The following is a 22814-nucleotide window of genomic DNA, read 5'->3' as shown; positions in this document are numbered from 1 at the left end:
TGCGAACGGAAACGGGCGACGACGGCACCTGGCCGGGTGCCGTCGTCGCCCGTTATTCCGCCGCGGGGGACTTGTCAGTCCAGGTACCTGCCCACAAGTGCCAGGTTCTGGATCACCGCCAGCCCGAACTGCGCCGTGTCATTGGTGGAGACTGTGGGCGCCTCGTCCACGGGCAGCAGCACGTGGGGTGGTTCGATCCGGCGCAGCGTGAAGGCGGATCCGTGGTTCAGGTGCTCGCCGCCCTCGGTGAAGCTGTCCCAAGCCTGGGCTGCGAGCCCACGATCCTGCAACCGTGCCGCGGCGTACGCCGTCAGCCGGCTGTGCGCCTGCGTCAGGTAGACACCCTCGAGGGGCTGTCCGACCGCTTCCACCTGCTCCTCCTTGCTGGCCAGGAACAGGCGGCAGTACTGCAGCCACGCCCGCTCGAAGTCCGCATCCGGAACCAAGTCCACCAGCTCGCTGCAGATCTCCACCAGCCCGAAGACGGCGCTGAGGTGTGAGACCTGGATCTGTTCCCGGCCAGTGTCGAACCGGCCTTTGTCCAGGTCGTACAGGGCTTCGCCGGTGAGGAAGCCGTACTTCAGCGCACCGATGTCCGCCATGGTGCCCAGCAGCCGGTCCCGGGACCATGGGTTACCGGTGCGTTCCCAGTCGGTGAGCCAGGTAGCGGCCAGGGATCCCCAGTCTGTCCCCAGCCCGACGCCCAGGGCGCCCCGGTTGGGCCGGTAGGTGGCAGCATCCGGGCGCACCTTGCGGACCGGATCCAGGCCCAGGAAGTTCCGGTCGCTGTCCACCAGTTCGCTCAGCAGGTCTCCGGTGCGCTCGTCGGCCGTGAGGTAGTAGTAGAAGCGGCGGTAGGCGGGGGTGCTGATCCGCAGCTGCTTGGCGCTGCAGCCCCAGTGCTGGACGTTGTGCCGGGAACCCAGGCCCTTCCATGGCCCCAAGTGGTACACGTCCACCTCGCCGGTATGCCGGGTCATTGCCTCGGCGAAGCGGAAGATGTCTGCCCGGCCCGAGCGGAGGTAGGAGTACCACAACCACAGGTCGGGGGAGAGCTCGGAGTTGTCCCAGGCGTATCCGCCCACGTCGTAGCGCCACACGTGCCGGTCGAAGTCATACGTGTGCATCACGTCGCCGAAGTTCCAGAAGCCGTACCAGCGGCGCTGCTCCACCTGGCCGGCGTAGAAGTCAAAGAGGAAGTCCAGCTGGTCCTCCAGCCGGGCACGTGCGGGAGTGCTGCGGTCCACCGGGTCCCAGTCACCGAAGACGCCCACGGAGTGCAGGTGTTCCGGCGTGGCCTGCAGCAGCGCCGGGGTGGACGCGGCGGCGGCGTCGGCGGCGAGGCCCACGGTGGACGGGGTGGCGTCATAGGCGAACAGGGTCAACTCGTGGGTGCGGGCAATGCCGGTGGGATTGCCGAACCCGGGTTCGTAGTCCTCGTAGGTGATCTCGAGCCCCTCGAGCTGCTCCTCGAACGTGTCCTGGCCCAGGCCGTCGTGGTAGAACCGCAGGTCCATGGGCTGGGCTTCCGGGGAGAACAGCCATGCCGTCAGGGTCGCCTCACCGGTAGCCGCGCCGCGAATGTCCAGCTGGCCCGGGTGGGACTGCCAGAAATCCTTGATTCCCACTCCCAGGCCCCCCCGGGTGTCGCTCAGCGAGCAGAAGCCTGCCGAGCGGGTGCCGCCTGAGATTCCCACCCAGCCATGGCCGCCGGTGGTCCGCTTGCGCAGTTCGAATCCGTCCGCGTTGAGCTGGGTCAGCGTGTAGTCGCCCCAGCTGGGGATGAGGTGCAGCCGGCCCGAGACCTCGGGGTTCCATGCCTCCATGGGGGGAGTGGCGCGGCCGGCGATCTGCGCTTCCCGTACCTCCGCGCCGGGGTCCCGGCGCAGCCCGGTCAGGCCGCGCACGGCCTCGGTGAGGAACCCGCCGTCGGCCCCGGCGATCCGGACGTGCCGGTCATGCAGTTCAGCCTCCAGCGGTACGCTGAACCGGATGCCAAGGCCGGCCAGGAAGTCCTGCTCCGGGTCCCCGTCCCAGATGAAGGAGTGCACCATGCGCACGCTGCGGGCGTTGGCGTGGAAGTAGAAACGCACCACAAACGGCAGCCAGTCGCGGTGGGCGTTGTCCGGCCGGTCGGGGTGGTGGCGCCCTTCCAGCCGCACCACCGCGCGCACGGGCCCGGCTTGTTCCAGGACGACGGCGGTCACCTCGCCGGTGAAGGCCTCGCGGCCCGCCGTTCCGGCACCTTCGGGAACGCCGTCCTGCAGCAGGCTGACCAGCCGGGCGTCGCGGGCAACGGGCCTGCCGTCGCGGGACAGGCTGCTGAACAAGGTGGATCCGCTGCGGTTGATCACCATCCGCAGGACGCCGGTATCAACTGTCAGGGCGCCGGCCTCCTCGGTGACCGTGACGGCCGTACCATCCGGCGCCGGCCGGCCGGCTGCGGCGGGTGTACCGGCGTCGGCCTGCACCCGGTAGGTTCCCGACGGGGTGTCCGTTGCCGGGAGGGCGATTCCCGCCCATTTCAGCGAGCCGTCCGGCCACGTGGCCAACGGCCACGCCTGGCTGGGGAGGGGAGTGCCGGCGGCGTCCGCCACCGAAAGGGCATCAGCGCCGGGCACTGAGCCGCGGGCGAACGGCATGCCCCACGTTGTTCCGCTGCTGATTTCCGCCGGGGCCTGTCCATCGATCCACCTGATGAGGGTGCTGTCCGTCATGTCATCCGATTCCACTGGTGATTGCCGCGCGTAAGGGTCCCGCCAGAATGCGGGAAAGCGCTTTCTCGATTACGATTACAACGTAGTAGACGGTGCTGCCGGGCGCAAGGGGTTTCTGCCTGCCGGACCATGTTCGCGGCTGGATCCCTATACTTCACGGCGTTCCCGGGGGCCTCTGCTGCTCTGGCCGGAGCGGGCCTTCTGTGCTGGACTGGTGGGGCAGTGAGCACCACTTTGCCGTCCCTGTCCCCGACGGGCGGCACCATTCCAGCCATACTCAGCCCAGCCGGCCCAGGCCGGCTGTTGGAAAGGACCACTCATGGCAACGTACAAGATTGGATATTTCGTCGGAAGCCTGGCGCAGGCTTCCATCAACCGGGTGCTGGCCAAAGCGCTGATCAACCTTGCGCCCGAAGAACTGGCATTCTCGGAGATACCCATCAGGGACCTCCCGCTGTACAGCTACGACTATGACGCCGATTTCCCGCCGGAGGGCCGGGCGCTCAAGGAAGCCATCGAGGCTGCGGACGGAATCCTGTTCGTTTCCCCCGAATACAACCGCTCCATCCCCGGCGCCCTGAAGAATGCCATCGACTGGGGTTCGCGTCCGTGGGGGACCAACTCCTTTGCCCGCAAGCCCACCGGCATCATCGGAGCGTCGCCCGGCAGCATCGGAACCGCGGTGATGCAGTCCTCCATGCGCGCCGTCCTCAGCTTCCTGGACGCTCCGCAACTGAATGCGCCGGAAGCGTACGTCACCTACAAGCCGGCTGCATTTGGCGACGACGGCGAGGTCAAGGATGAAGCCACCGCCAAATTCCTGCGCCACTACATGGATGAGTATGCGGCCTTCGTGGCCAGGGTGCTGGCGGCCAATGCGCCGGGACATATCGGCGACCTTGAGCCGGACAATGCCAAGCTCTCACGCTGACGTCCTGCCGCAAGTGGGAATACGGATGGCCGCCGTCCCAGCGACGGCGGCCATCCGAACCTATTAGTCCAGCGGCAGGGTTACCGTCACGCTGGTGCCGCCGCCCGGTGTCGACGTGATTTCCAGTGTCCCGCCTGCTTCCTGGACGGCGACCGCCATCAGCCGCAGCCCGTACCCGTGGTGCCGCCCGCAGGTGGCGGCGTCGCGGTCAAAGCCCGTGCCGTCGTCGGCCACCACCAGGCGGATTCCGTGGTCAACGGCCAGCAGTTGGACGGTCACGGTGGATGCGCCGGAGAACTTGAAAGCGTTGCTGAGGGCTTCCCGTGCGGATTGGTACAGCAGGGAGGCGCAGTCCGCCGGGATCTCGATGCCCCAGTGCGGAGTATCCCAGTGGACCGTGATTCCGTGCTGGCGAAGCGGTGCCGTGAGCCGGTCGATGCACCCGGCCAGGCCCAGCGTGTGGAAATCCAGCGGCTGGAGGTCGGTCAGCACGCCTCCGACCGTTGTGACTTCGTTGTCCAATGCTGTCTTGGTTCCCATGACTTCCTGCTCCCCAAGCTGGTTTTGTCTGATACCTCCAGCGTGGACCTGAAATGTCTAGGGGGCGCAAGATTTGCCTCAAGATCGGCTCAATTCTGTGCGTGGCACCCTGAAGCGAAAGTGGCCCGTGGTGGGGCCGCCCAAGGCCACGATCGAAATAAGATGAAGGACGTCCCATCTCCTGTACACTGATGAAAGACGAGAGGCCGCCGCCCGGTGCGGTCGAAGGAGATGACGTGACAGTAGCATCCGCAGCGGTACCGCCCGCAAGGTTCAGTGCACAAATCCGGTCCCATGCGCTCCAGACCAGAATCATGGAACTCATCCTGGAGCGCGGCCTGGATGTTGGCGATGCGCTGCCCACCGAGAGCGAGCTGTCCGCAGAGCTCGGCGTCGGGCGCAACACCGTCCGGGAATCCCTCAAGGTCCTCCAGGCCCTCGGCGTCATCGAGATCCGCCATGGCTTTGGCATGTTCGTTGCACCCAACAACTTCAGCGCCCTGGTCTCCGGACTGACCTTCCGCGGCCGGCTGTCCCTCCGGCACAAGGGCGAAGAAGCCATGGAGCTCATCGACGTGCGCCAGGCCCTCGAGTCAGGATTGATCGGTTCGGCCATCGACCTGCTGACGGAGGAACACCTCGCGGACCTGAAGTCCTCGATGGAGGCCATGCAGGCCGCCGCAGCCCAAGGTGAGCCCCTTGCCGAGCACGACGCGGAATTCCACCGCAAGCTCTATGCCCCCCTGAACAACGAGCTCCTGATCAACCTCATGGATGTGTTCTGGCAGGTCTACCGGCAGATCCACGAGGCCCTGGGATCGGGGCCGGTCAACCTGGAGGAACAGGCGCGGATCCACTGGGACATCTACGAGGCCGTGGCCAACAGGGACAAGGCGCTCGCTGCCGAACGCCTGCAGCGCCACTTTGACGGCATCCGCCAAAAGCTCAAGGACGTCGCGTCCGCCTAGGGGCGCAAATCCGGATCCACCACGCTTCCGCGGCGGGCGGCCCTCCGCCGCCAGGCCCGGCTGCCGCGTGCCCTGCTTCACTCCTTCCTTACGAGAAAGCCCAGCCTTGGAAATCTTTGTCGTTCCCGATGCCGCCGCCACCGGTGTGGTCGCCGCGGGGATTATTGCCGCCGTCGTCCGCTCCAAGCCTGACGCCGTCCTGGGCGTGGCGACGGGCGGCTCCCCGCTTCCCGTGTACGCAGCCCTCGCCGGGCACCGGCTGGACATGTCCGGGGTCCGTGCGTTCGCCCTGGACGAGTACGTCGGGCTGCCTGCCGGACACTCGCAGAGCTATGGCGAGGTGGTGCGGCGGGAGGTGACCGAACGGCTGGGAATGGACCCGGCGCTCGTTCGGGTACCCGCCGGCAACGCGGCAGACCCCCGGCAGGCAGCCGACGACTACGACGCTGCCATCCGTGCTGCCGGCGGGGTGGACGTGCAGCTCCTGGGCATCGGACACAACGGTCATCTTGCCTTCAATGAACCCGGATCCGCTTTCTCCTCCCGCACCCGGGTGGAAGTCCTGGCCGAACGCACGCGTGCCGCCAACGCCCGGTACTTCACGTCCGAATCAGACGTGCCGCGCCGGTGCATCACGCAGGGACTCGGGACCATCCTCGAGGCCCGGCACCTGCTCCTGGCGGTGGCCGGAACGGATAAAGCCGCCATCCTCGCCCGCGCCCTGCACGGCGAGGTCTCGGTGGAATGTCCCGCATCCGTGCTGCAACTGCACCAGCATGTGACGGTGGTGGCAGACGAAGCCGCTGCGGCACTGCTGGCTCCCGGAAGCGGCCAGGTTCCCGTGCGCTTTCCCGGCGAGGCTGTTGGCGTCTAGGACCCTCCAGGCGTGTCCCGGCCGCCCGGCCGCCACGGCAGGATGCTGCTCCGCCCCCAGCCCGCTGCTGCTCCATCCCCAGCCCACTGCCGCGACACGAAGGCAAAGCAAAAGGGCGCCCACCTGCTCGGTGTAGCGTGCAGGGAGATCAACAGCCTGAGGGGGGCAGCGCTTGAACATCACCTGGGCCGTCACAGCCGCGCGTCCGGCGCATGCAGACCTCGGCCGGCGGCGTCCATGAACGCCACACGGCAGGCGCAACCGTTGACGTTGTTCTGGAAACTCATCATCACCCTCTCCGCCGTGGTGGGCGTAGGCACCTGCGCGGGTCTATGGCTCATTTACACGCACTTCCTGATGGCGACGCCCGGGACCATGGCAGTGCTGGAACGCCAGCTGACCAAGAGCGACGCCATCCCGGCCATCCAGGACGAGGACGGCGAAGCGGTCATCCGTGAATCCCGGAAGCTCGCCTCCTATGAGTCCATGACCTACTACGCCGCGCCGGCCAGGACGTCCGGCGTCGCATGCCTGGTGGGGAAGTACGACCTGGACCAGGTGTCCTACTGGGAAGCCTGCGACTACATCCCCGACGGCCGGGACATCCTGGCGAAAGTGCAGGACCCCGACGGCAGGGACATTCTCTTCGTCCCCGACCAGTTCGACCACGGCCCGATGGAACGGGACGGCTGGGTCACCCTGCACCGGAACCTGCTGGTCATGCCCCTCACTGAACCGCGGCAGCCCCAAGCTCCCGAACTGCTGACCCGCAACGCAACCTTGCAGAAGACCGGTTAGCCGCGGTTAGGCCAAGGCGTCGGCGAACCAGCCGGTGAGGGTGGCGGGGTGCGTTATGGCCGTGCCCACCACCACCGCGAAGGCGCCGGCGTCGAGGGCCTGCCGGGCTTGTGCCGGCGAATGGACACGGCCCTCGGCAATCAGCGGGACACCGAAACCGGCCGCTGCGATGTCCGCCAGCAACTCCAGGTCCGGGCCGTCGGTCTTGGGGCGCTCGCCGGTGTAACCGGCCAAAGTGGTGCCGATGAGGTCCGCGCCGGCCTCGACGGCGGCGGCCGCATCCGGGAGCGAGCCACAGTCCGCCATGACCAGCGCGTGGGATTCCTGGTGGATCCCGGCGACAGTCTGCGCCAGGGTCAGGCCGTCCGGCCGGTTACGGCGGGTCCCGTCCACCGCCACCACGTGGGCGCCGGCGTTGGCCACGGCCAAAGCGTGCCTGAGCGTGGGCGTGATGAAGACCCCGTCATGCCCGTCCTTCCAGAGCCCAATGACCGGAACCTCGACGGCGGCACGCGTGTGCTGGATATCGGCCAGGCCCTGCACGCGGACCGCGGCGGCGCCGCCGATCACGGCGGAGGCAGCCACCTGGGCGGTGGTGCGGGGATCCCGCATGGGTTCGCCGGGGTAGGCCTGGCAGGACACGATGAGCCGGCCCCGCAGGGATTGCAGGGCTTCGGGGGACAGGATCATGGAGTGCTTCCTTGGCTGGTGTGGAGGGGCAGGAGGACCAGGCGGGCCGCGCCCACCAGGGCAGCGGCATTGCCCAGGGCCGCGGGTACCACCGGCAGGTCTCCCAGCGCCGGCAGCAGTTCGGCACGGAGCGCCAGCCGCATGGGCTCCCACCACGGCTCCCCGGCATCGGCCAGGCCGCCGGAGACCACCACGATTTCGGGATCGAGGATGTTGGCCAGGCCGCCCACCGCCTGGCCGGCAGCCGCAGCGGAGGCGTGGAGGGCCTTGGCGGCGGTGGTGTCACCCGCGCGGGCCAAGGCGAACACACCGCGGGCGTCGCGGGCAGGGGCGGTGCCACCCAGCCGAAGGTAGGCCTCCAGGAGGGCCGGGCCGGAGGCGATCGCTTCGACGTGCCCTGACCCGCCGCAGACACACGCCAGCGCAACGCCGCCGTGGTACGCATGCGGTGAGGCGAAATGGCCCACATGGCCACCGGCATGCCGGTGTCCAAGGACCGGCCGGCCGTCCACCACGAAACTGCCGCCCACGCCCGTGCCGAACGCCACCAGCAACGAACTTCCAGTCCCAGCGGCCGCTCCGGTCCAGGCCTCACCCAGGGCGTGGGCGTGGACATCGTTCACCGCTCGGACGGACGACGCCGGCAGGTCCAGCCGGGCGGCCAGGCCTGCGGTCAGTGCCGTCCCGGCCCAGCCCCGGATGGCATCCGTGGCCGAGACCACCACGCCGCGGGCGGAATCGATCACCCCGGCGGAACCGATGCCAACCCCTGCCACGGCCAGGCCCTCCTTGTGGGCCCGGCCAACCAACGCGGTCACCAGCGCAGCAGTGGCATCGAGGATGGCGGCCCCGCCGTCACGGTTCAGCGTGGGGATGGTCTCCGAAAACAGGACCTCCCCGGCGGCAGAGACCACTCCCGCTGCAGTCTTGGTACCGCCAAGATCAACCCCAACGGCGTACATCACCAGGGTTCTACACCAGGCCGTTGCGTTCGAGGATGACCTTGATCGCGGTGGTCTCTTCTTCGTTCAACGCCTGCATGGGTGCGCTCATGGTGTTGGATTCGATGACGCCCATGATCTGCAGCGCCGTCTTGAAGGCACCCAACCCGGCCGCCCCTCCGGAGACTCGTCCGTTGGGGGTGTAGACGATCTCGAAGAGGTCGGCCAGGCGGTCTTGTTCGGCGGCGGCTTTCGCCCAGTCGCCGGAAGCTGCAGCGTCCACCAGGTTGCGGTAGCCGCGGGGATCCACGTTGCCCAGGCCCGGAACCACGCCTTGTGCGCCGCCGAGCAGGGCACCGTCCACCACCACTTCGTGTCCGGTGAAGATGTCGAAGTTCTCGATGCCACGGGCGGCGAGCAGGAGCTGGCGGAAGGCGACATCGTCCCCGGAGGAGTCCTTGACGCCGGCGATGACGCCATCGCGGCCCAGCCGGACCAGCAGGTCGGTGGGGAGCTTGAAATGGGTGCGGACGGGGACGTCGTAGGCGAAGACCGGGGCGTCAACGGCTGCATGGATGCTCCGGAAATGCGTTTCGGTTTCTTCGGCGTTGCCGATCGCGTAGTACATGGAGGTGACCACGATGGCATCCGCGCCAAGGTCCACCACCCGCTTGGCTTCCTCGATGACGCGGTTGGTGGTCTGTTCGTTGGCGCCGACGATCAGGGGCACGCGGGCTGCGCCAGCAGCAGAATTCGCCTCGGCGATGGTGCTGACCACCTGTGCGCGTTCGGCGTTGGTCATGTAAGGCACCTCCGCTGAGGAGCCCAGGACGAAGAGCCCGGATACGCCGCCGTCGAGCAGGTGTTTGGTGAGGTTCTGCAGCGAGGCGGTGTCGATGCTGCCGTCTGCGTGGCGGGGGGTGACGACAGGGGGAATGACGCCCGAGAACTGGGAAGACACGGAAAACTCCAATGCGTGGTTGTAAGAGGTGGGGTTGAAAATTTCAGGTGTGCAGCAAACTGGGTGCGGCACCGAGGAGTTTGCGGGTGTAGTCGTTCCGGGGGGTGTCGAACACCTGGGCAGCCGGTCCTTCCTCCACGATTTCGCCGAAGTACATGACGCAGATACGGTCGGAAACGTAGCGGACGGTCTGGATGTCGTGGGAGATGAACACCATGCCCAGATTGAGTTGGGTCTTAAGGTCCGAGAGCAGGTTCAGCACCTGGGCGCGGACGGACACATCCAGCGCCGAGGTGGGTTCGTCGGCGACGATGATGTCCGGGTCCAGCGCCAAGGCCCTGGCGATGGCAACACGCTGGCGTTGCCCGCCGGAAACCTGCGACGGCGTTACTTCCGCCGCGGAGGCTGGCAGGCCTACCAGCGCCAGGAGTTCCTTGACTTTGGCGGCCCGGGACGCGGCGTTGCCGATGCCGTGGACCTGGAGCGGGTCGGTGAGGATGTCCTGGATGGCCATGCGCGGGTTCAGTGCCGTGGCGGGGTCCTGGAAGACGACGGAGACGGCGCGGCCAAACTCCTTTCGCATGGCGGCGTTGCGTTTGATGGCCGGTTTGCCGTGGAACAGCACCTCGCCGGATGTGGGCGCCTGCAGCCCCACCAGGACCGAGGCCAGGGTGGATTTGCCGCACCCGGATTCGCCCACGATGCCCACCGTTTCGCCGCGGCTGATGGTGAAGTCAACCCCGTTGACGGCCTTGACGATGTTGGGCCGGAAGAGCCCGCCGCTGCGTGCGCGGTGATGGACCTTTACGTCCTTGAGTTCGATGACCGGTTTGCCGGTGGATACGCTCACTTGGCGTCCTCCTTAAGGTGGCTGGCCCAGAAATGGTCCGAGTCCCCGCCCACGGCGGTGAGGACCAGTGCCTGGTTGGGGTCGGCATCGCTGCGCAGCGACCGGGGTGCGAAGCGGTCGCCGCTGGCGAAATCCTGGGGCGAAGGCACGGTGCCGGGGATCTGGTGGAGGCGGGCAGCGTCCGCTTCGATGGAGAGCACGGCACCCAGCAGACCGCGGGTGTACTCGTGTTTCGGGTTCCGCAGCAGTTCGGAGGCGCGGGCGGATTCAACCACCTGGCCGGCGTACATCACCGTGATCCGGTGGGCCAGCGAGGCCACCAGCGCCAGGTCGTGGCTGACGAACACCATGGCGAAGCCCAGCTGCTCCCGCAGTTCGTTGAGCAGGTCCACCACCTGCTTCTGGACCGTAACGTCCAGCGCGGTGGTTGGTTCGTCTGCCACCACGATCTTGGGCGAGCGGGAGAGCGCCATGGCGATCAGGACGCGCTGGCGCTGGCCGCCCGAGAGCTCGTGGGGGTAGCTGGCCAGGGTGCGGACGGGGTCCAGTTTGACCATCTCCAGCAGTTCGGCCGGTGTCTTCCGGCCGCCGCGGCGGGTCAGCTGCGTCATCTGGTCCTTGATCTTCATGGACGGGTTCAGTGAGCTGAGCGCGTCCTGGTAGACCATGGCGATCTGTTCGCCGCGAAGCCCCTGGTAGGCCTTGACGTTGCTGTGCCCGGTTTTTGGATCCAGCAGTTCCTTGCCATCGAAGGTGATGGAACCGGTGATTTTCGCGGTCTTGGGCAGCAGGCCCATGATGGCCAGCGACGTGATGGACTTGCCGCAGCCGGATTCACCCACCAGGCCCATGGTTTCGCCTTCGCGGACGGTGAAGGAGACGTTGTCCACGAGGGCTGTGTCACCGAAGCGGCCGGGGAACCGGATGGACAGGTTCCTGACTTCCAGGACGGTGCGGGCGTCGGCCGGGACCTGGGGCAGCCGGTCGGTGCGGGTGGCCTCGACGGCGGCGAGGAGTTCCAGCTCGCGGTCCAGCAGGGCGTGCGGGTTGGCGGCCGCCACGCGGCGGTCGGTCAGCAGGGCGGTATGGGCCAGCTCGCGCTCGCCGGCAGTCGCGGCTGTTGCTTCGCGGACGCCGTCGAGCTCGTGTTCCTCCACGACTGAGGGCTGCGCAACCGAGGTGGCCACCTCGGTGTCCACCGCGGCGACAGCCGCGCCGGCCACCGATGCCGCGGCGCCGTCGTCGTCCTTCACCGCAGGTGCCTTGCGGAGCCGCGGGTTCACCATGGCATCGGTGAGTCCTTCGGCCAGGATGTTCAGCGCCAGCACGGTCAGCAGGATGGTGAGGCCGGCGAAAGTGGTGGCCCACCACCCGCCGGAGAGGACCAGGTTGCGGCCGTACGAGATCACATTGCCCCACGACGGGGCCGGATCCTGCACGCCGGCGCCCAGGAAGGACAGCGAGGCTTCGAGGATGATCGCGTCGGCCACCATCACCGTGGCGAACACCAGGACGGGGGCCGCGGTGTTGCGCACGATGTGCTTGGCCAGGATGTAGAAGCGGCCGGCGCCGATGACCCGTTCCGCCCGGACGTAGTCCTCGCCGTACTGGGCGAGCACGTTGGCGCGGACCACCCGGGCCAGCTGCGGGGTGTAGATGATGGCGATGGCCACGATGATGGTGGGCACCGAGTTGCCGAATGCCGCCAGCAGGACCGCCGCCAGGGCGATGCCCGGGAACGCCATCAGGATGTCCATGAGGCGCATGAGCAGTTCGTTCACGGCCTTGCTGGATGTCGCGGCGAGCGAGCCGAGGAACGCGCCGGCGAGGACAGCCAGTGCCACGGCGCCCAGGCCGATCATCAGCGAGGACTGGGAACCGTAGAGCAGGCGGGAGAAGATGTCGCGGCCCAGCCGGTCGGTGCCGAAGAAGTGCTCGGCGCCGGGAGGCGTGGCCGGCAGGAAGGTCTCCAGCGGGTCGTGCGGTGCCAGGACCGGGGCGAAGACGGCCGCGAGGGCGATCACCACCAGGAAGGAGAGGGCCAGGCGGGAGCCCCAGGGCAGGGCCTTGAAGCGAAGTCCGGGGGCGCTCAGACGTTCAGCGAGTTTGCTGCGCATGGGTCACACGGTCCTGATTCGGGGGTTGATGAGCAGGTAGAGGAGGTCCACGGCAATGTTCACCAGGACGAAAGTCACGGAAATGGTCAGGACCACGCCCTGCACCAGGTTCACGTCCAGGTTGGTGATGCCGTTGAGGATCAGTTGGCCCATGCCGGGCAGCGCAAAGATCATTTCAATGACGACGGCGCCGCCCAGCAGGTAGCCGATCCGCAGTCCCAGCACGGTGACCGGAGTGACCAAGGCGTTGCGGAGCACGTTCCTGGAGACCACTTCCCGGTACGGGACGCCGTTGCCGATGGCGGTGCGGACATAGTCCCGGTCCAGCTCCTCCACCATGGAGGTGCGGACCACCCTGATGAGGGAAGCGGAGACCGGGATGCCCAGTGCCAGGGCGGGCAGCGCCATCGAGTTGAGCCAGCCGCCGAACCCGGATTCCGGCGTGGCAATGCCGCCGGAGGGGAACAGCGGTGCCGGGCCCAGGGCGAACCACTGGATCAGCAGGATGCCCAGCCAGAACGACGGCGTTGCCACCGCGGCGATGGAGAAGACCCGCACCAGCTGGTCCTGCCATTTATCCCTGTACAGGGCGCCGATGATGCCGAAGACCAGCGAGACCACAACCGCGATGATGACGCCAAGGAACGTCAGCTGCAGCGTCAGGGGAAAGGCTGAGCCGATCATGCTTGCCACGGATTTCGCCGGCGGAGTGGTAACTCCCAGGTCGAGCTGGAGGAGTTTTCCAAGGAAGCGGAAGTACTGCAGCAGCAGCGGATCGTTCAGGCCGTTGGCCTGCCGGTACTGCTCTTTCGCTTCCTCGCTGGCCCCTTCGCCCAGGGCGCTGCTCGCCTGGTCGCCGGGGGCGGCCTGCAGGACGAGGAACACGAGCAAGGTGATGCCCAGGACCATCAGCGGCAGGGCTGCCAGCCTCCGGCCCAGGAGGCGCAATATCGTGGTCAATGTAGTCTCCGGTTGGTGTGGCTAGGCGGTGCGGCCCACACCAACGAAGGAAACTCCGGTGGTGGGGAGGGGCTTGAAGCCGCTGAGCTTCTTGGCATCCCAGGCGCTGGGAAGCTGGCGGTGGAACAGCGGGTAGAGGGGAACCTCTTCGGAGACCAGGTCCACGATCTGCCCGGTGAGCTTCTTGGCGTCATCCTTGGACGACTGGCCGGCCTTGGTCATGAGGTCCACGAGCTGGGCACGCTCCGGCGTCGAGCCCCAGTAGGCGCGGTTCTTCATCCAGGTGTCACCGGCGTAGAACCAGCTCAGCAGGAGGTCTGCGTCGTTGCCGAAGACGGACGGATCGCCTGGCGCCGCAACCACCTTGTAGTCGCCCTTGCCGACGCGGTCCGTGTACAAGGCGCCGGACTGCAGGGTCTTGAGGGTCACCTTGACGCCGGGGATCTTGTTCCAGGATTCCAGCATCAGGGGTGCCACGTCCTTGACCCACGCGGTATCCGTGGTGAGGAGCTCGAACTCCAGGCTGGAGACGCCGGCCTGCTTGAGGAGGTCTGCCGCCTTGTTGGGATCGTAGCTGTAGACGTTCTTGGCCTTGACGTAGTCCGGGTGGCCCTCCTGGAAGTAGGAGCTGGCCGGCTTGGCGTTGCCGAACAGGGCCTTCTTGATGATGGAATCCTTGTCCAGGCCGTAGTGCAGGGCCTGGCGGACCAGCTTGTTGTCGAACGGCGCGGCGGAGCAGTTGAACATCAGGAACAGCAGGCCGAACGACTGCACGGACTCAACGGTGGCTGCGGACTTGAGGCCCTCCATGTCCAGGTAGGGGACGTCCTCGATGGCCTGGACCCGGCCGGACTGCATGGCGGTCACGCGGGCGGCGGCGTCGGAGAGCAGCAGCCAGGTCATGCCCTTGGCCAGTGCCGGCATGGGGCCGTTGTACGCCTGGTTCGCCTCGAAGATGATCTTGTCGTCCTTGACGGCGGAGACCAGCTTGTACGGGCCGGTTCCAACGGGCTTGGCATCGAAGGATTTCAGCTGGTCCGAGCCGGCCGGGAAGTTGGTGAGCGCCTTGGGCACCACCTTTACCACCGAGATGCGCGGTCCGAAGCCGGGGAAGGCGTACTTCAGGGTGAATTCCACGGTCTTGGCGTCGAGGGCCTTGACGCCCTGGATGAATGGGATGAACTGCGAGAACAGGGACTTGTTGGCCGGATCCATGACCCGGGTGAAGGAGAACACCACGTCCTCGGCCGTGACCGGGGTGCCGTCGTGGAACGTTGCGCCGTCGCGGATGGCTACCTGGTAGGTGGTGGGGTTGACCATCTTGGGATCAGTTGCTGCCAGGGCGTTGTAGGGCTCCCGGGTTGCCGGGTGGAGCTCAACCAGGCCCTCGAAGACGTGAAGGTTGGCGGCCATGGGGGTGGCGCCGGAGGAGGAAATGGGATCGAAGCCGGTGGAGAGGGCGTAGGAGATGCCGGCCTCGATGGTGAGGTCCTTGTTGATCGGCGAGGTGTTGGTGGTGGAACTGCTGGTGGTGGCGGCGGGTCCACCGCAGGCGGCCAGGGAGCTGGCAAAGGCTGCGGCGAGGCCCATGGCCCCGCCGAGTTTGAGGAAGTTCCGGCGGCTGGCGTCATTGACCAGCGGCAGGTTCTTGATGTTGTTCATTGGCCTCACCGTTCAGGAGATGTTTATCGGATGTAGGATGTCCTAGCTCGTATGGAAAACTGTAAGTCCCATCACAGCCAGCGTCAAGTGGACTAATGTTTCTTGCATTTACGCTTGGCCTGACGCCATACCCTTCGCGAATGGAGCTTCCTTGTCCTTGATTGTCGGCGCCTACCCCGCCCAGCCCGTCGAACTGCAGGAGCAGTTCTACCGGGGCCTTGCTGCCATTTCCCCGATCCGCGGCCTTGAGCTTCCCTATGGTCCGCATGGCGGGACCGGCTGGCCCGCCGGGGCGCCGGAAGCCTGGTCCGCCGTGGTCACCGCCATCCCCGGGACCATGCAGCGGCTGGCCGCCAACGCGGCGTTCGGCCTGGCCTCCGCTGACACGGCCGGCCGGCGGGAAGCCCTCGACTTCGCGGCGGGTGTCCGGGAGTATGCCCGCGGGCTGCAGGATGCCGGGCATGAGGTGGAGGCTGTTGAACTCCATTCCGCGCCTACCGGGGGCCCCTCCGCCCGCTGGTTCGAGGAATCGCTCAAGGAAGTCCTGGAGTGGGACTGGGGATCGGCGCGAGTGCTGATCGAGCACTGCGACGCCCCACGCCCCGGGGCAAGTCCGGAGAAGGGGTTCTTGTCCTTTGCCGAAGAGGTGGACATCGCCGTTTCGCTCCGGAACCAAGGTTTGGAGCGCGTGGGTGTGACCGTTAACTGGGCGCGCTCAGTCATCGAATCAGGCAGTCCTGAAACGGCAGTTGAACACCTGTCGCTCGGCCGTGAAGCAGGCGTCCTCGAGGGCCTGGTCTTTTCCGGCTGCTCGCCGGAGGAAACCGGCTTCGGCTATGCGTGGATCGACGCGCACCTCCCCGCAGTGGAGATCCAGGGCGCCCCGCCCAGCTCCATGCTGAACCGCCACGAAATTGACCGGTGCCTTGCCGCAGCGGGTCCGCTCCCCATCCTTGGGTTCAAGGTCGGGCTTGGTCCGGACCAGCTGTCGCCGGAAGAACGCGTGGAGCGGCTCCGGCACATGTCGGTCCTGGTGGGGGAATAGCGGCTCAGCGCCCGGTACTCCCGGCCACGGTGATGGCTCCCGACGCGACGTCGCAGCGGAAGGTCCGGGACAGTTGTCGCCTGCCGGCCCCCACCGCTGCTTCCACTGCAAAGGCAACCTCAAACGCGTCCTGTTCCACGTCCTCCGCCGTCACGGTGTAGGTGGGCGTGAAGTAGAGAACCTCTTGGCCCGGCGGGAGGTCGGTTGCCGGAAACACCCCTGCCCCCGGACCGTGCAGGCGCACGTCCCGGGCGGTGTGGCTGCCGTCATTCCGGGCCCTTCCGGTGAATGCCAGAATATCCCCGGCCTTATACCCGGGAGTGACCGGGCCGTAGTTCAGGTCCTGCGCCTCCCTGGTGCCCAGGACCTGGGCCTGGTCGGGGGAGTAGGCCTGGCCGATCTCCTTCCACGACTCGGCGCCCCAGCCGTCTTTGCCTGGCGCCATCACGTGGAACTCGCCGGCGTTCTGCCACACGGCGGGAAGTCCCGGGGTGATGGACCGCAACTCCATGTCGAAGACAAGGCCCGGCTCCGATGGCGGCAGGCCGGCGTCGGGCCCTGCTGCATCCGGTGACGAAAGCTGGCCGGTGAGCTGGCCGGACGGCACCGAGACAAAAACGATCTCGCGGTAGCCCTGGCGTTCGTACAGCACGCCAATGTTGCCGTCCGGCAGGCGGGTGGCGGTGGAGTACGCCGAGCTGCCCGGGCACAGAACCAGCTTGGCCGGCCAGCTGGCGCCGTCGTCTGTCGACAGGCTCAGGACGGTGTTGCGGCGCAGGTTGGGGTCCTGGTTGTTGGTGGCCAGAAGCCAGGAATCCGTGGCCGGCGCGGCCAGGCCGGTGACGGACGGCAATCCGTCGAAGCGGGCCAGCGAACCGTTGTCGCTGGGATCGGGAAGGTCCGCGACCGGAACCGGCGTGCTCCAGCTGTAGCCGCCGTCGTCGGAGACGGCGGCAAGGCGGCGCGGCGTGGCCCGGCTGTGCAGGAGCAGCCTGCCATCGCTGAGCGCGGCCACTTTGTTCTCGTTGGGGGCTCCGCCGTCGGCTGTCCCTTCGATCAGCCGGCCGAGTCGCCAGGTGTCGCCATGGTCGTCGCTGTAGGCCGAGGCGGCCATGATCCTGCTCCCGCTCAACACCACATACTGCTGCACCAGCCGCCCCTGGTGCGGGCCGCAGTGGATCTGGATCCCTTGGCCGGCCGCGGCGAAGATGCCCGTGATCTCCCGTGTGCTGCTTGCCTTGAGGTCCGCCGTAATGCGCCGGTGCTGCCAGGTCAGGCCGTCGTCGTCGGACATGCTGAGATCGCAATGCTGGACCTGGTGGTCGTGGTGGTCCATCCCCGGTGTGGCCTCGAAGAAGCCGGCGTGCGTCCCGGCGGCGTGGAAGAGGAAGATCCGCCCGGTCCCGGCGTCAATAAGCAGGCTGGGGTCCCCGAATCCTTCCAGCCCGGTACCGGTCCGCACCACCTGCTGGCCACTCCAGGTGCGCCCGCTGTCCGTACTGCGCCGGATCAGAAGGTCGATGGGACTTGGGAGATCGTCCAGGTTGGGCCGGCCGTCATAGGCCGCGAGCAGGGTCCCCTTGGCGGTCACGGCGAGGGCGGGGATCCGGTACTGACGGTAGCCGCCGCGGCCGCGGGCTGCCAGGACGTGCTCGACAGCGGGCTGTGCGGAGGGGATGGCAGGCAGGAGATGGGATGTCACATCTACAGCATAGCCACCTCTGGCTTTGTGACAGCCGGCACATTACATTGGTAGGACGTCGTACGTAGTAGGAACAATATTTTGATGATCCCGAACGGCGACGCCCTGCCCAGAGCCGCATCGCCGCGGCATCCAGAAAGGTCAGTCCCTTTGCCACATTCCCAAAGACACCGCACACCCCTGACGTTGTGCAGAACCGCCGGGGCAGCCGCCCTGGCCCTGGCACTGCTCGCAGGAGGTGTTGCGGCGCAGGCGGCGCCCATTCCTGCCAACAGTCCCGCCAACCCGCCCGGAAGCTTCCAGGAAACCAACCTGGGGGCCGACCGCACCGCGGACAATTTCTTCTACCGCATCCCGGCCCTGACCTACCTAGGCAACGGTGTGGTCCTGGCAGCCTGGGACGGTCGGCCGGGCAGCTCCGCGGACGCACCCAACCCCAACTCGATCGTCCGGCGGCGCAGCACGGACGGCGGGCGCACGTGGGGACCGGTGCAGGTGATTGCCGCAGGCCACGTGGCCGATGCCGCCGCGCCGAAATACGGCTACAGCGATCCCTCCTACGTCTACGACGCTGAGGCAGGCAAGGTCTTTGCGTTCTTCGTCTACTCAAAGGACCAAGGGTTCGGCGGCAGCCAGTTCGGCAATGATGACGCGGACCGCAACGTCATCTCTTCCGCCGTCATGGAATCCTCCGACGGCGGCCTCACGTGGAGCCGTCCGCGGCTCATCACCAACGTCACCAAGCCGGGCACCAGCGCCACCAACCCGGTTGCGGGCGATGTACGGTCCAACTTCGCCTCCTCCGGCGAAGGCATCCAGCTCAAGTACGGCCCCTACAAGGGCCGGCTGATCCAGCAGTATGCCGGTGACGTCCGCCAGGCCGATGGAACGAACAAAATCCAGGCGTACAGCGTCTATTCGGACGACCACGGTGCCACCTGGCACAAGGGCGCCAACGTGGGTGACCGGATGGATGAGAACAAGACCGTTGAGCTTTCCGACGGCAAGGTCCTGCTGAACTCCCGGGACAACGCCAACCAGGGCTACCGGAAGGTTGCGGTTTCCAGCGACGGCGGGGCCACCTACGGTCCCGTCACCCAGGACACGGAGCTGCCGGATCCGGCCAACAACGGCTCCATCGCCCGTATGTTCCCCAACGCTGCCCCGGGCACGGCGGACGCCAGGAAACTGGTCTTCACCAACGCCAATTCCAAGACCGCGCGCGAGAACGTCTCCGCCCGGGTCTCGTGCGACGACGGCGCCACCTGGCCCGGGGTGCGCACCATCCGTCCCGGGTTCTCCGCCTACTCCACGGTGACCCGGCTGGAGGATGGCCGGTTCGGTGTCCTCTACGAGGGGAACTACACGGACAACATGGAGTTCTCCAGCTTCGACGACGCCTGGCTCAACTACGCCTGCGCACCCCTGTCCGTCCCCGCCGTCACCACGGCGCCCGGTGCCACCCAGCAGGTGGCGGTCACGGTCACCAACCAGGAAGCCGCCACGCTGTCAGGGGCCACCGCCACCGTCTACACCCCCACGGGCTGGTCCGCCACCACGGTGCCCGTGCCCGACGTCGCCCCCGGCGCCTCGGTTACCGTCAACGTCGCCCTGACTGCGGCGGCCACGGCCAGCGGGCCCCAGAACCTCAACGCAGCGCTAACGACGACGGACGGCCGGGTCTCGCAGTTCACGTTCACCGCCACCGTGCCGGTGGCGCCGCAGGTGGGCCTCACCATCACGGGGGCTGCATCCGCCCGGGACGTGGCCGCCCAACCCCTATAAAGCCGGCGACGTGCTGGGGTACACCTTCACCGTCAAAAGCACGGCGAACGTGACGGCCAACTCGGTGCCGGTCTCGGGGAACTTCGATGCCGGCTTCCTGCCGCCGTCGGCGCCCAACTGCCGGTACAACAACCTGGCCGCCGGCGCCTCCTATAACTGCACAACGGCCAAGCACACGCTCACCGCGCAGGACATCGACCGCGGCTACTTCGTTCCCGAGGCAACCTTCAGCATCACGGCCAGCGCGACGCCGACGCTCACCAAGACCGTTGCCTTCAGCGGGGACGCGGTGCCGCTGCGGGACGGGCTGGTGTCCGTCGGCATCGCAGGCAGCCGCAACGACGCCGGCCGCGACCTCGCCACCCAGCCGTACACGGCAGGCGAAGCGTTCCCGTACAAGTTTGATGTCACCAACAGCAGTCCGCTGGTGGAAAAGGTGGTCCCCACCGCCGGGAACTTCAGCCCGTTCCTTCCCGAGGGGCCGGGCAACTGCCGTTACAGCGTCCTCCCCGCGGGACAGGGGTACACGTGTGCCACGCCCCGGCACACCGTGACGGCCGCGGAAGCGGACCAGGGATTCTTTGTCCCGGACTCCACCTGGGAGGTCAGTGCCGCCGGCCAGACTACCCGGACCTACACGGTGAACGGCGGCGAAACCGACCTGAAAGTCCGGGACGCCAGGCTTGACGGCACCGTTGCGGCCGAGTGGACGGACCTGGACGGCGACCGCTATGCCTCCGCAGGCGACGCCATCACGTACACCTACACCTTGGGCAACGCCGGAAACGTAGCCCTGGACAACGTCAGCGCCCTGGATGCCGGCATCGCGGCACCGCACCTGGCAGCGGGCGGCACCCTGACGGCAACCCGGACGTACAGCCTGACCGCCGCGGACGTCGCGGCCGGGAAGCTTGGACCGGTCACGTTCGCTGCCACGGCAAACAACGGTGCCAAAGGCGTGTCCGCCACGGTGACAGGCGGTGCCATCCAGCTGAATGTGCAGCCTGCCCAGCCGGACCTGGTCCCCGCGCTCGCGGTGCAGGACCTGGACGGCCAGGTGGCACCGTTCGACCTCGGCACCGCGGATAAATACCGCAACGGCCAAAAAGTGGTCCTCGCCGGGCTCGACTACGGCCAGTGGTATTACGTGTACCTGAACAAGCGCAGCTACCGGATCGGCTGGATCTTCCCCACCACGGACAACACGGTGGAATTCATCCTGCCCGCCGGCGTGCAAAACGGCCGCGATGACGTGGTGGTGCTGGACAAGGACGGCAAGCAGGTCTCGTTCGACCGGCTCCAGGTGACCCCGAAAGGTTAGCCCGGCTGCCCAACGGGCAGCATCGATGACAATGGCCCCGGCGGTGATCCCGCCGGGGCCATCCGGGTTGAGGCCTGTGTTCAGGCTCCCGCCAACACAGGAGCGGTGAGCCTGCCGTCGCGCATGGTGGCAACCAGGTCTGTCAGCGGCACGAACTCGGTGTCGTGGGTGACCATCACGGTGGCAACCCCGAACTCGGTGGTCACCTGGCGCAGCAGCCCGATGATCGAGGCGCTGCGTTCGTGGTCCAGGGCGGCGGTCGGCTCGTCCACCAGCAGCACTTTGGGATTGCCCATCAGTGCCCGGGCAATGTTCACCCGCTGGCGCTGGCCACCGGAGAGCTGGTGCGGCAGTTTCCCTGCGCTGCCACCGAGGCCGACGACGTCCAGCAGTTCCGCAGCCTTTGTCCGGGCCGCCTTGGCGGACCTGCCCCGCAGGTGCTCGCTGATGATCAGTTGCTCGGCGGCCGTGAGCGATGCCAGCAGGTTGGGCTGCTGGAAGATGATGCCCACCTTGTCCCGGCGCAGGGCGGTGAGGTCCTTGTCCTTGAGGCCGGCCGTGTCCGTGCCGTCAATGCGGACCTGCCCGCGGGTGGGGCGGACCAGGGTGGCGGCGGTGGCCAGGAGGCTGGACTTGCCCGAACCGGACGGGCCAACCAGCGAGACCAGCTGACCGGCCCGGGCCGTGAGGCTGACCCGGTCCAGGGCCGTGGTGGTCCCGCCGCCGTCGGGGTATTCGAGGGTGACGTCGACCAGGCTTAGGGGAGCAGGGGTGGGGGAGGACATGATGGCGTTCCTTTCGTAAGGGTGGATTTAGTTGCCGCCGAGCGCCAGCAGCGCGTCGACCTTGGTGACGCGGCGGACCGCCAGTGCGGCGCCGGCCAGGCCCAACGCCACAATCCCGACGACGGGAAGCACCGTGGTGCCGGCGTTCAGCAGGAACGGGGCAGCCTGGGCCGCCAGCGCACCGGCGGCCACGCCCACTGCTCCACCGATGACGGCCCCGGCCACGAGGACGATTGCGGCCTGGGTCATGGCGTCCTTAAGGATGTAGGAACCGGGGGCGCCCATTGCCTTCAGCACGGCGATGTCGCGGGTGCGCTGGATGGTCCAGACCGTCAGGAAGGCAACAATCACCAACGACGAGATCCCGTACAGGAAGGCCTGCATCAGGGTCAGGGACCCGTTCTCGCTCTTGAAGGAGCCCAGCGCCTGGAATGAACCGGTCCGGGATTCGCTGACCGTGCCTGCGGCCGCGTTGGCCTCTGCCCCGTCCACCGCGGCCCCGGGTGCGGAGGTGACGGCGATGACCGTAGCCAACTGGTCGCCGTCGGACACGTGCGCCACCTTTGCCCACGCGGGCAGCGCCGTCCACACCACGCTGGTGTGCGCGTACCACTGGTCCGGCACCACGGCGGCTACGCCCAACTCGACGCCGCCCACAGAGATCTTGTCGCCCTGGCCCGCGGACAGCGCCTCCGCCGTCGAGGCGCCCAGCACCGCGGTTCCGGCGGACACCTCCACCGGTGCCAGCGGGCTGCCCGGCGAGACCCCGAACACGGCGACGTTGGCGGTCCCCGCGCCGCCGGCCGCCTGCGCCCGGGTCTGCGTGATGCCCAGTGGTTCGGCGGACTGGACGCCGGGCTGGTTCTTCCACCTGGCCACCTGCCCGGCCGTCACGGAGCTTTCCGTGTAGGACGCCTTGGGCGTGCCGGTCCCCGGGGCGCCGAACGCGATGACGTCTACTGGCCGGGCGGCAGACGCACCGAGCTTGCCGATTGCCGACGTCGACTGCTCGGCGAGTCCCGCCGTGAGGCCGGACAGCATGACCAGCAGGAGGGAAATCAGGGCTACGACGCCGCCCATCATGGCGAACCGGCCTTTGGCGAAGCGGATATCGCGGATTGCCAGGAACACGTTGTTTCTTCTCTCAGGAGGGGTGGATTATCTTGT

General features: G+C 67.4%; 17 protein-coding genes and 1 pseudogene. 6 read left to right on the top strand and 12 right to left on the bottom strand.

All coding sequences use genetic code 11. The annotated features are described in order from the left end of the window. Window positions 1–74: 74 nt before the first annotated feature. Window positions 75–2717, bottom strand: coding sequence for an exo-rhamnogalacturonan lyase family protein (locus QRM95_RS11845; protein WP_285247793.1), 2643 nt, complete (start codon window positions 2715–2717; stop codon window positions 75–77). A 319-nt stretch (window positions 2718–3036) separates the two neighbouring features. Between QRM95_RS11845 and QRM95_RS11840 the strand changes: the two genes are divergently transcribed. Next, window positions 3037–3648 carry an NADPH-dependent FMN reductase gene (locus tag QRM95_RS11840; RefSeq protein WP_285247792.1) on the top strand — a complete coding sequence of 204 codons (612 nt, stop codon included), beginning with the start codon at window positions 3037–3039 and terminating at the stop codon, window positions 3646–3648. A gap of 63 nt (window positions 3649–3711) precedes the next feature. Here the strand turns inward: QRM95_RS11840 and QRM95_RS11835 are convergent, their stop codons facing one another. Next, window positions 3712–4188 (bottom strand): sensor histidine kinase, encoded by a 477-nt coding sequence (locus QRM95_RS11835; protein ID WP_285247791.1) that lies wholly within the window; start codon window positions 4186–4188, stop codon window positions 3712–3714. Between the two features lie 236 nt (window positions 4189–4424). On the opposite strand from QRM95_RS11835, the gene QRM95_RS11830 reads away from it, so the two are divergent. From QRM95_RS11830 to QRM95_RS11820, 3 genes are all read left to right on the top strand, one after another. Continuing rightward, window positions 4425–5156, top strand: coding sequence for a FadR/GntR family transcriptional regulator (locus QRM95_RS11830; RefSeq protein ID WP_018760909.1), 732 nt, complete (start codon window positions 4425–4427; stop codon window positions 5154–5156). A gap of 106 nt (window positions 5157–5262) precedes the next feature. Continuing rightward, window positions 5263–6030 (top strand): glucosamine-6-phosphate deaminase, encoded by a 768-nt coding sequence (locus QRM95_RS11825; protein WP_285247790.1) that lies wholly within the window; start codon window positions 5263–5265, stop codon window positions 6028–6030. 237 nt (window positions 6031–6267) lie between these two features. Then, window positions 6268–6828, top strand: a complete 561-nt coding sequence (locus QRM95_RS11820; RefSeq protein ID WP_285247789.1) for a hypothetical protein — start codon at window positions 6268–6270, stop codon at window positions 6826–6828. Window positions 6829–6834: 6 nt separating this feature from the next. On the opposite strand, the gene QRM95_RS11815 is transcribed toward QRM95_RS11820, so the two are convergent. The 7 genes from QRM95_RS11815 to QRM95_RS11785 are packed head-to-tail and all read right to left on the bottom strand — an operon-like array spanning window position 6835 to window position 15009. Beyond that, window positions 6835–7518 carry an N-acetylmannosamine-6-phosphate 2-epimerase gene (locus QRM95_RS11815; protein WP_285247788.1) on the bottom strand — a complete coding sequence of 228 codons (684 nt, stop codon included), beginning with the start codon at window positions 7516–7518 and terminating at the stop codon, window positions 6835–6837. Beyond that, window positions 7515–8480 (bottom strand): ROK family protein, encoded by a 966-nt coding sequence (locus QRM95_RS11810; protein WP_285247787.1) that lies wholly within the window; start codon window positions 8478–8480, stop codon window positions 7515–7517. Before QRM95_RS11810 ends, QRM95_RS11815 begins: the two co-directional genes overlap by 4 nt. A gap of 10 nt (window positions 8481–8490) precedes the next feature. Further along, window positions 8491–9420: a dihydrodipicolinate synthase family protein gene (locus tag QRM95_RS11805; RefSeq protein WP_285247786.1), complete on the bottom strand. Its 930-nt coding sequence runs from the start codon at window positions 9418–9420 to the stop codon at window positions 8491–8493. Window positions 9421–9463: 43 nt separating this feature from the next. Continuing rightward, complete coding sequence (locus QRM95_RS11800; RefSeq protein WP_285247785.1) at window positions 9464–10270, bottom strand: ATP-binding cassette domain-containing protein; 807 nt, start codon at window positions 10268–10270, stop codon at window positions 9464–9466. After that, window positions 10267–12387: a dipeptide/oligopeptide/nickel ABC transporter permease/ATP-binding protein gene (locus QRM95_RS11795; RefSeq protein ID WP_285247784.1), complete on the bottom strand. Its 2121-nt coding sequence runs from the start codon at window positions 12385–12387 to the stop codon at window positions 10267–10269. The genes QRM95_RS11800 and QRM95_RS11795 overlap by 4 nt, the downstream gene beginning before the upstream one ends. A 3-nt stretch (window positions 12388–12390) precedes the next feature. Further along, window positions 12391–13347: an ABC transporter permease gene (locus QRM95_RS11790; protein ID WP_043423759.1), complete on the bottom strand. Its 957-nt coding sequence runs from the start codon at window positions 13345–13347 to the stop codon at window positions 12391–12393. Between the two features lie 21 nt (window positions 13348–13368). Further along, window positions 13369–15009: an ABC transporter substrate-binding protein gene (locus QRM95_RS11785; RefSeq protein WP_285247783.1), complete on the bottom strand. Its 1641-nt coding sequence runs from the start codon at window positions 15007–15009 to the stop codon at window positions 13369–13371. Between the two features lie 151 nt (window positions 15010–15160). Between QRM95_RS11785 and QRM95_RS11780 the strand changes: the two genes are divergently transcribed. After that, window positions 15161–16054, top strand: a complete 894-nt coding sequence (locus QRM95_RS11780; RefSeq protein ID WP_285247782.1) for a DUF4862 family protein — start codon at window positions 15161–15163, stop codon at window positions 16052–16054. A gap of 4 nt (window positions 16055–16058) precedes the next feature. On the opposite strand, the gene QRM95_RS11775 is transcribed toward QRM95_RS11780, so the two are convergent. Beyond that, entirely contained in the window at window positions 16059–17756 is a 1698-nt protein-coding gene (locus QRM95_RS11775; protein WP_285247781.1) for a sialidase family protein, read from the bottom strand. A gap of 180 nt (window positions 17757–17936) precedes the next feature. On the opposite strand from QRM95_RS11775, the pseudogene QRM95_RS11770 reads away from it, so the two are divergent. Continuing rightward, window positions 17937–20862 (top strand): annotated as a pseudogene (locus QRM95_RS11770) (exo-alpha-sialidase). An 80-nt stretch (window positions 20863–20942) separates the two neighbouring features. Here the strand turns inward: QRM95_RS11770 and QRM95_RS11765 are convergent. Next, window positions 20943–21647 (bottom strand): ABC transporter ATP-binding protein, encoded by a 705-nt coding sequence (locus tag QRM95_RS11765; RefSeq protein WP_285247780.1) that lies wholly within the window; start codon window positions 21645–21647, stop codon window positions 20943–20945. A gap of 27 nt (window positions 21648–21674) precedes the next feature. After that, on the bottom strand, window positions 21675–22778 hold the full coding sequence (locus tag QRM95_RS11760; RefSeq protein ID WP_285247779.1) for an ABC transporter permease: 1104 nt from the start codon (window positions 22776–22778) through the stop codon (window positions 21675–21677). Window positions 22779–22814: the final 36 nt, after the last annotated feature.

Origin of the sequence: Pseudarthrobacter sp. efr-133-R2A-89 (assembly GCF_030209315.1) — a bacterium.
In the GTDB taxonomy this organism is placed as follows: domain Bacteria; phylum Actinomycetota; class Actinomycetes; order Actinomycetales; family Micrococcaceae; genus Arthrobacter.
Note: the sequence above shows the minus strand (reverse complement) of the source record. Positions and strands in the feature narration are given on the sequence as shown.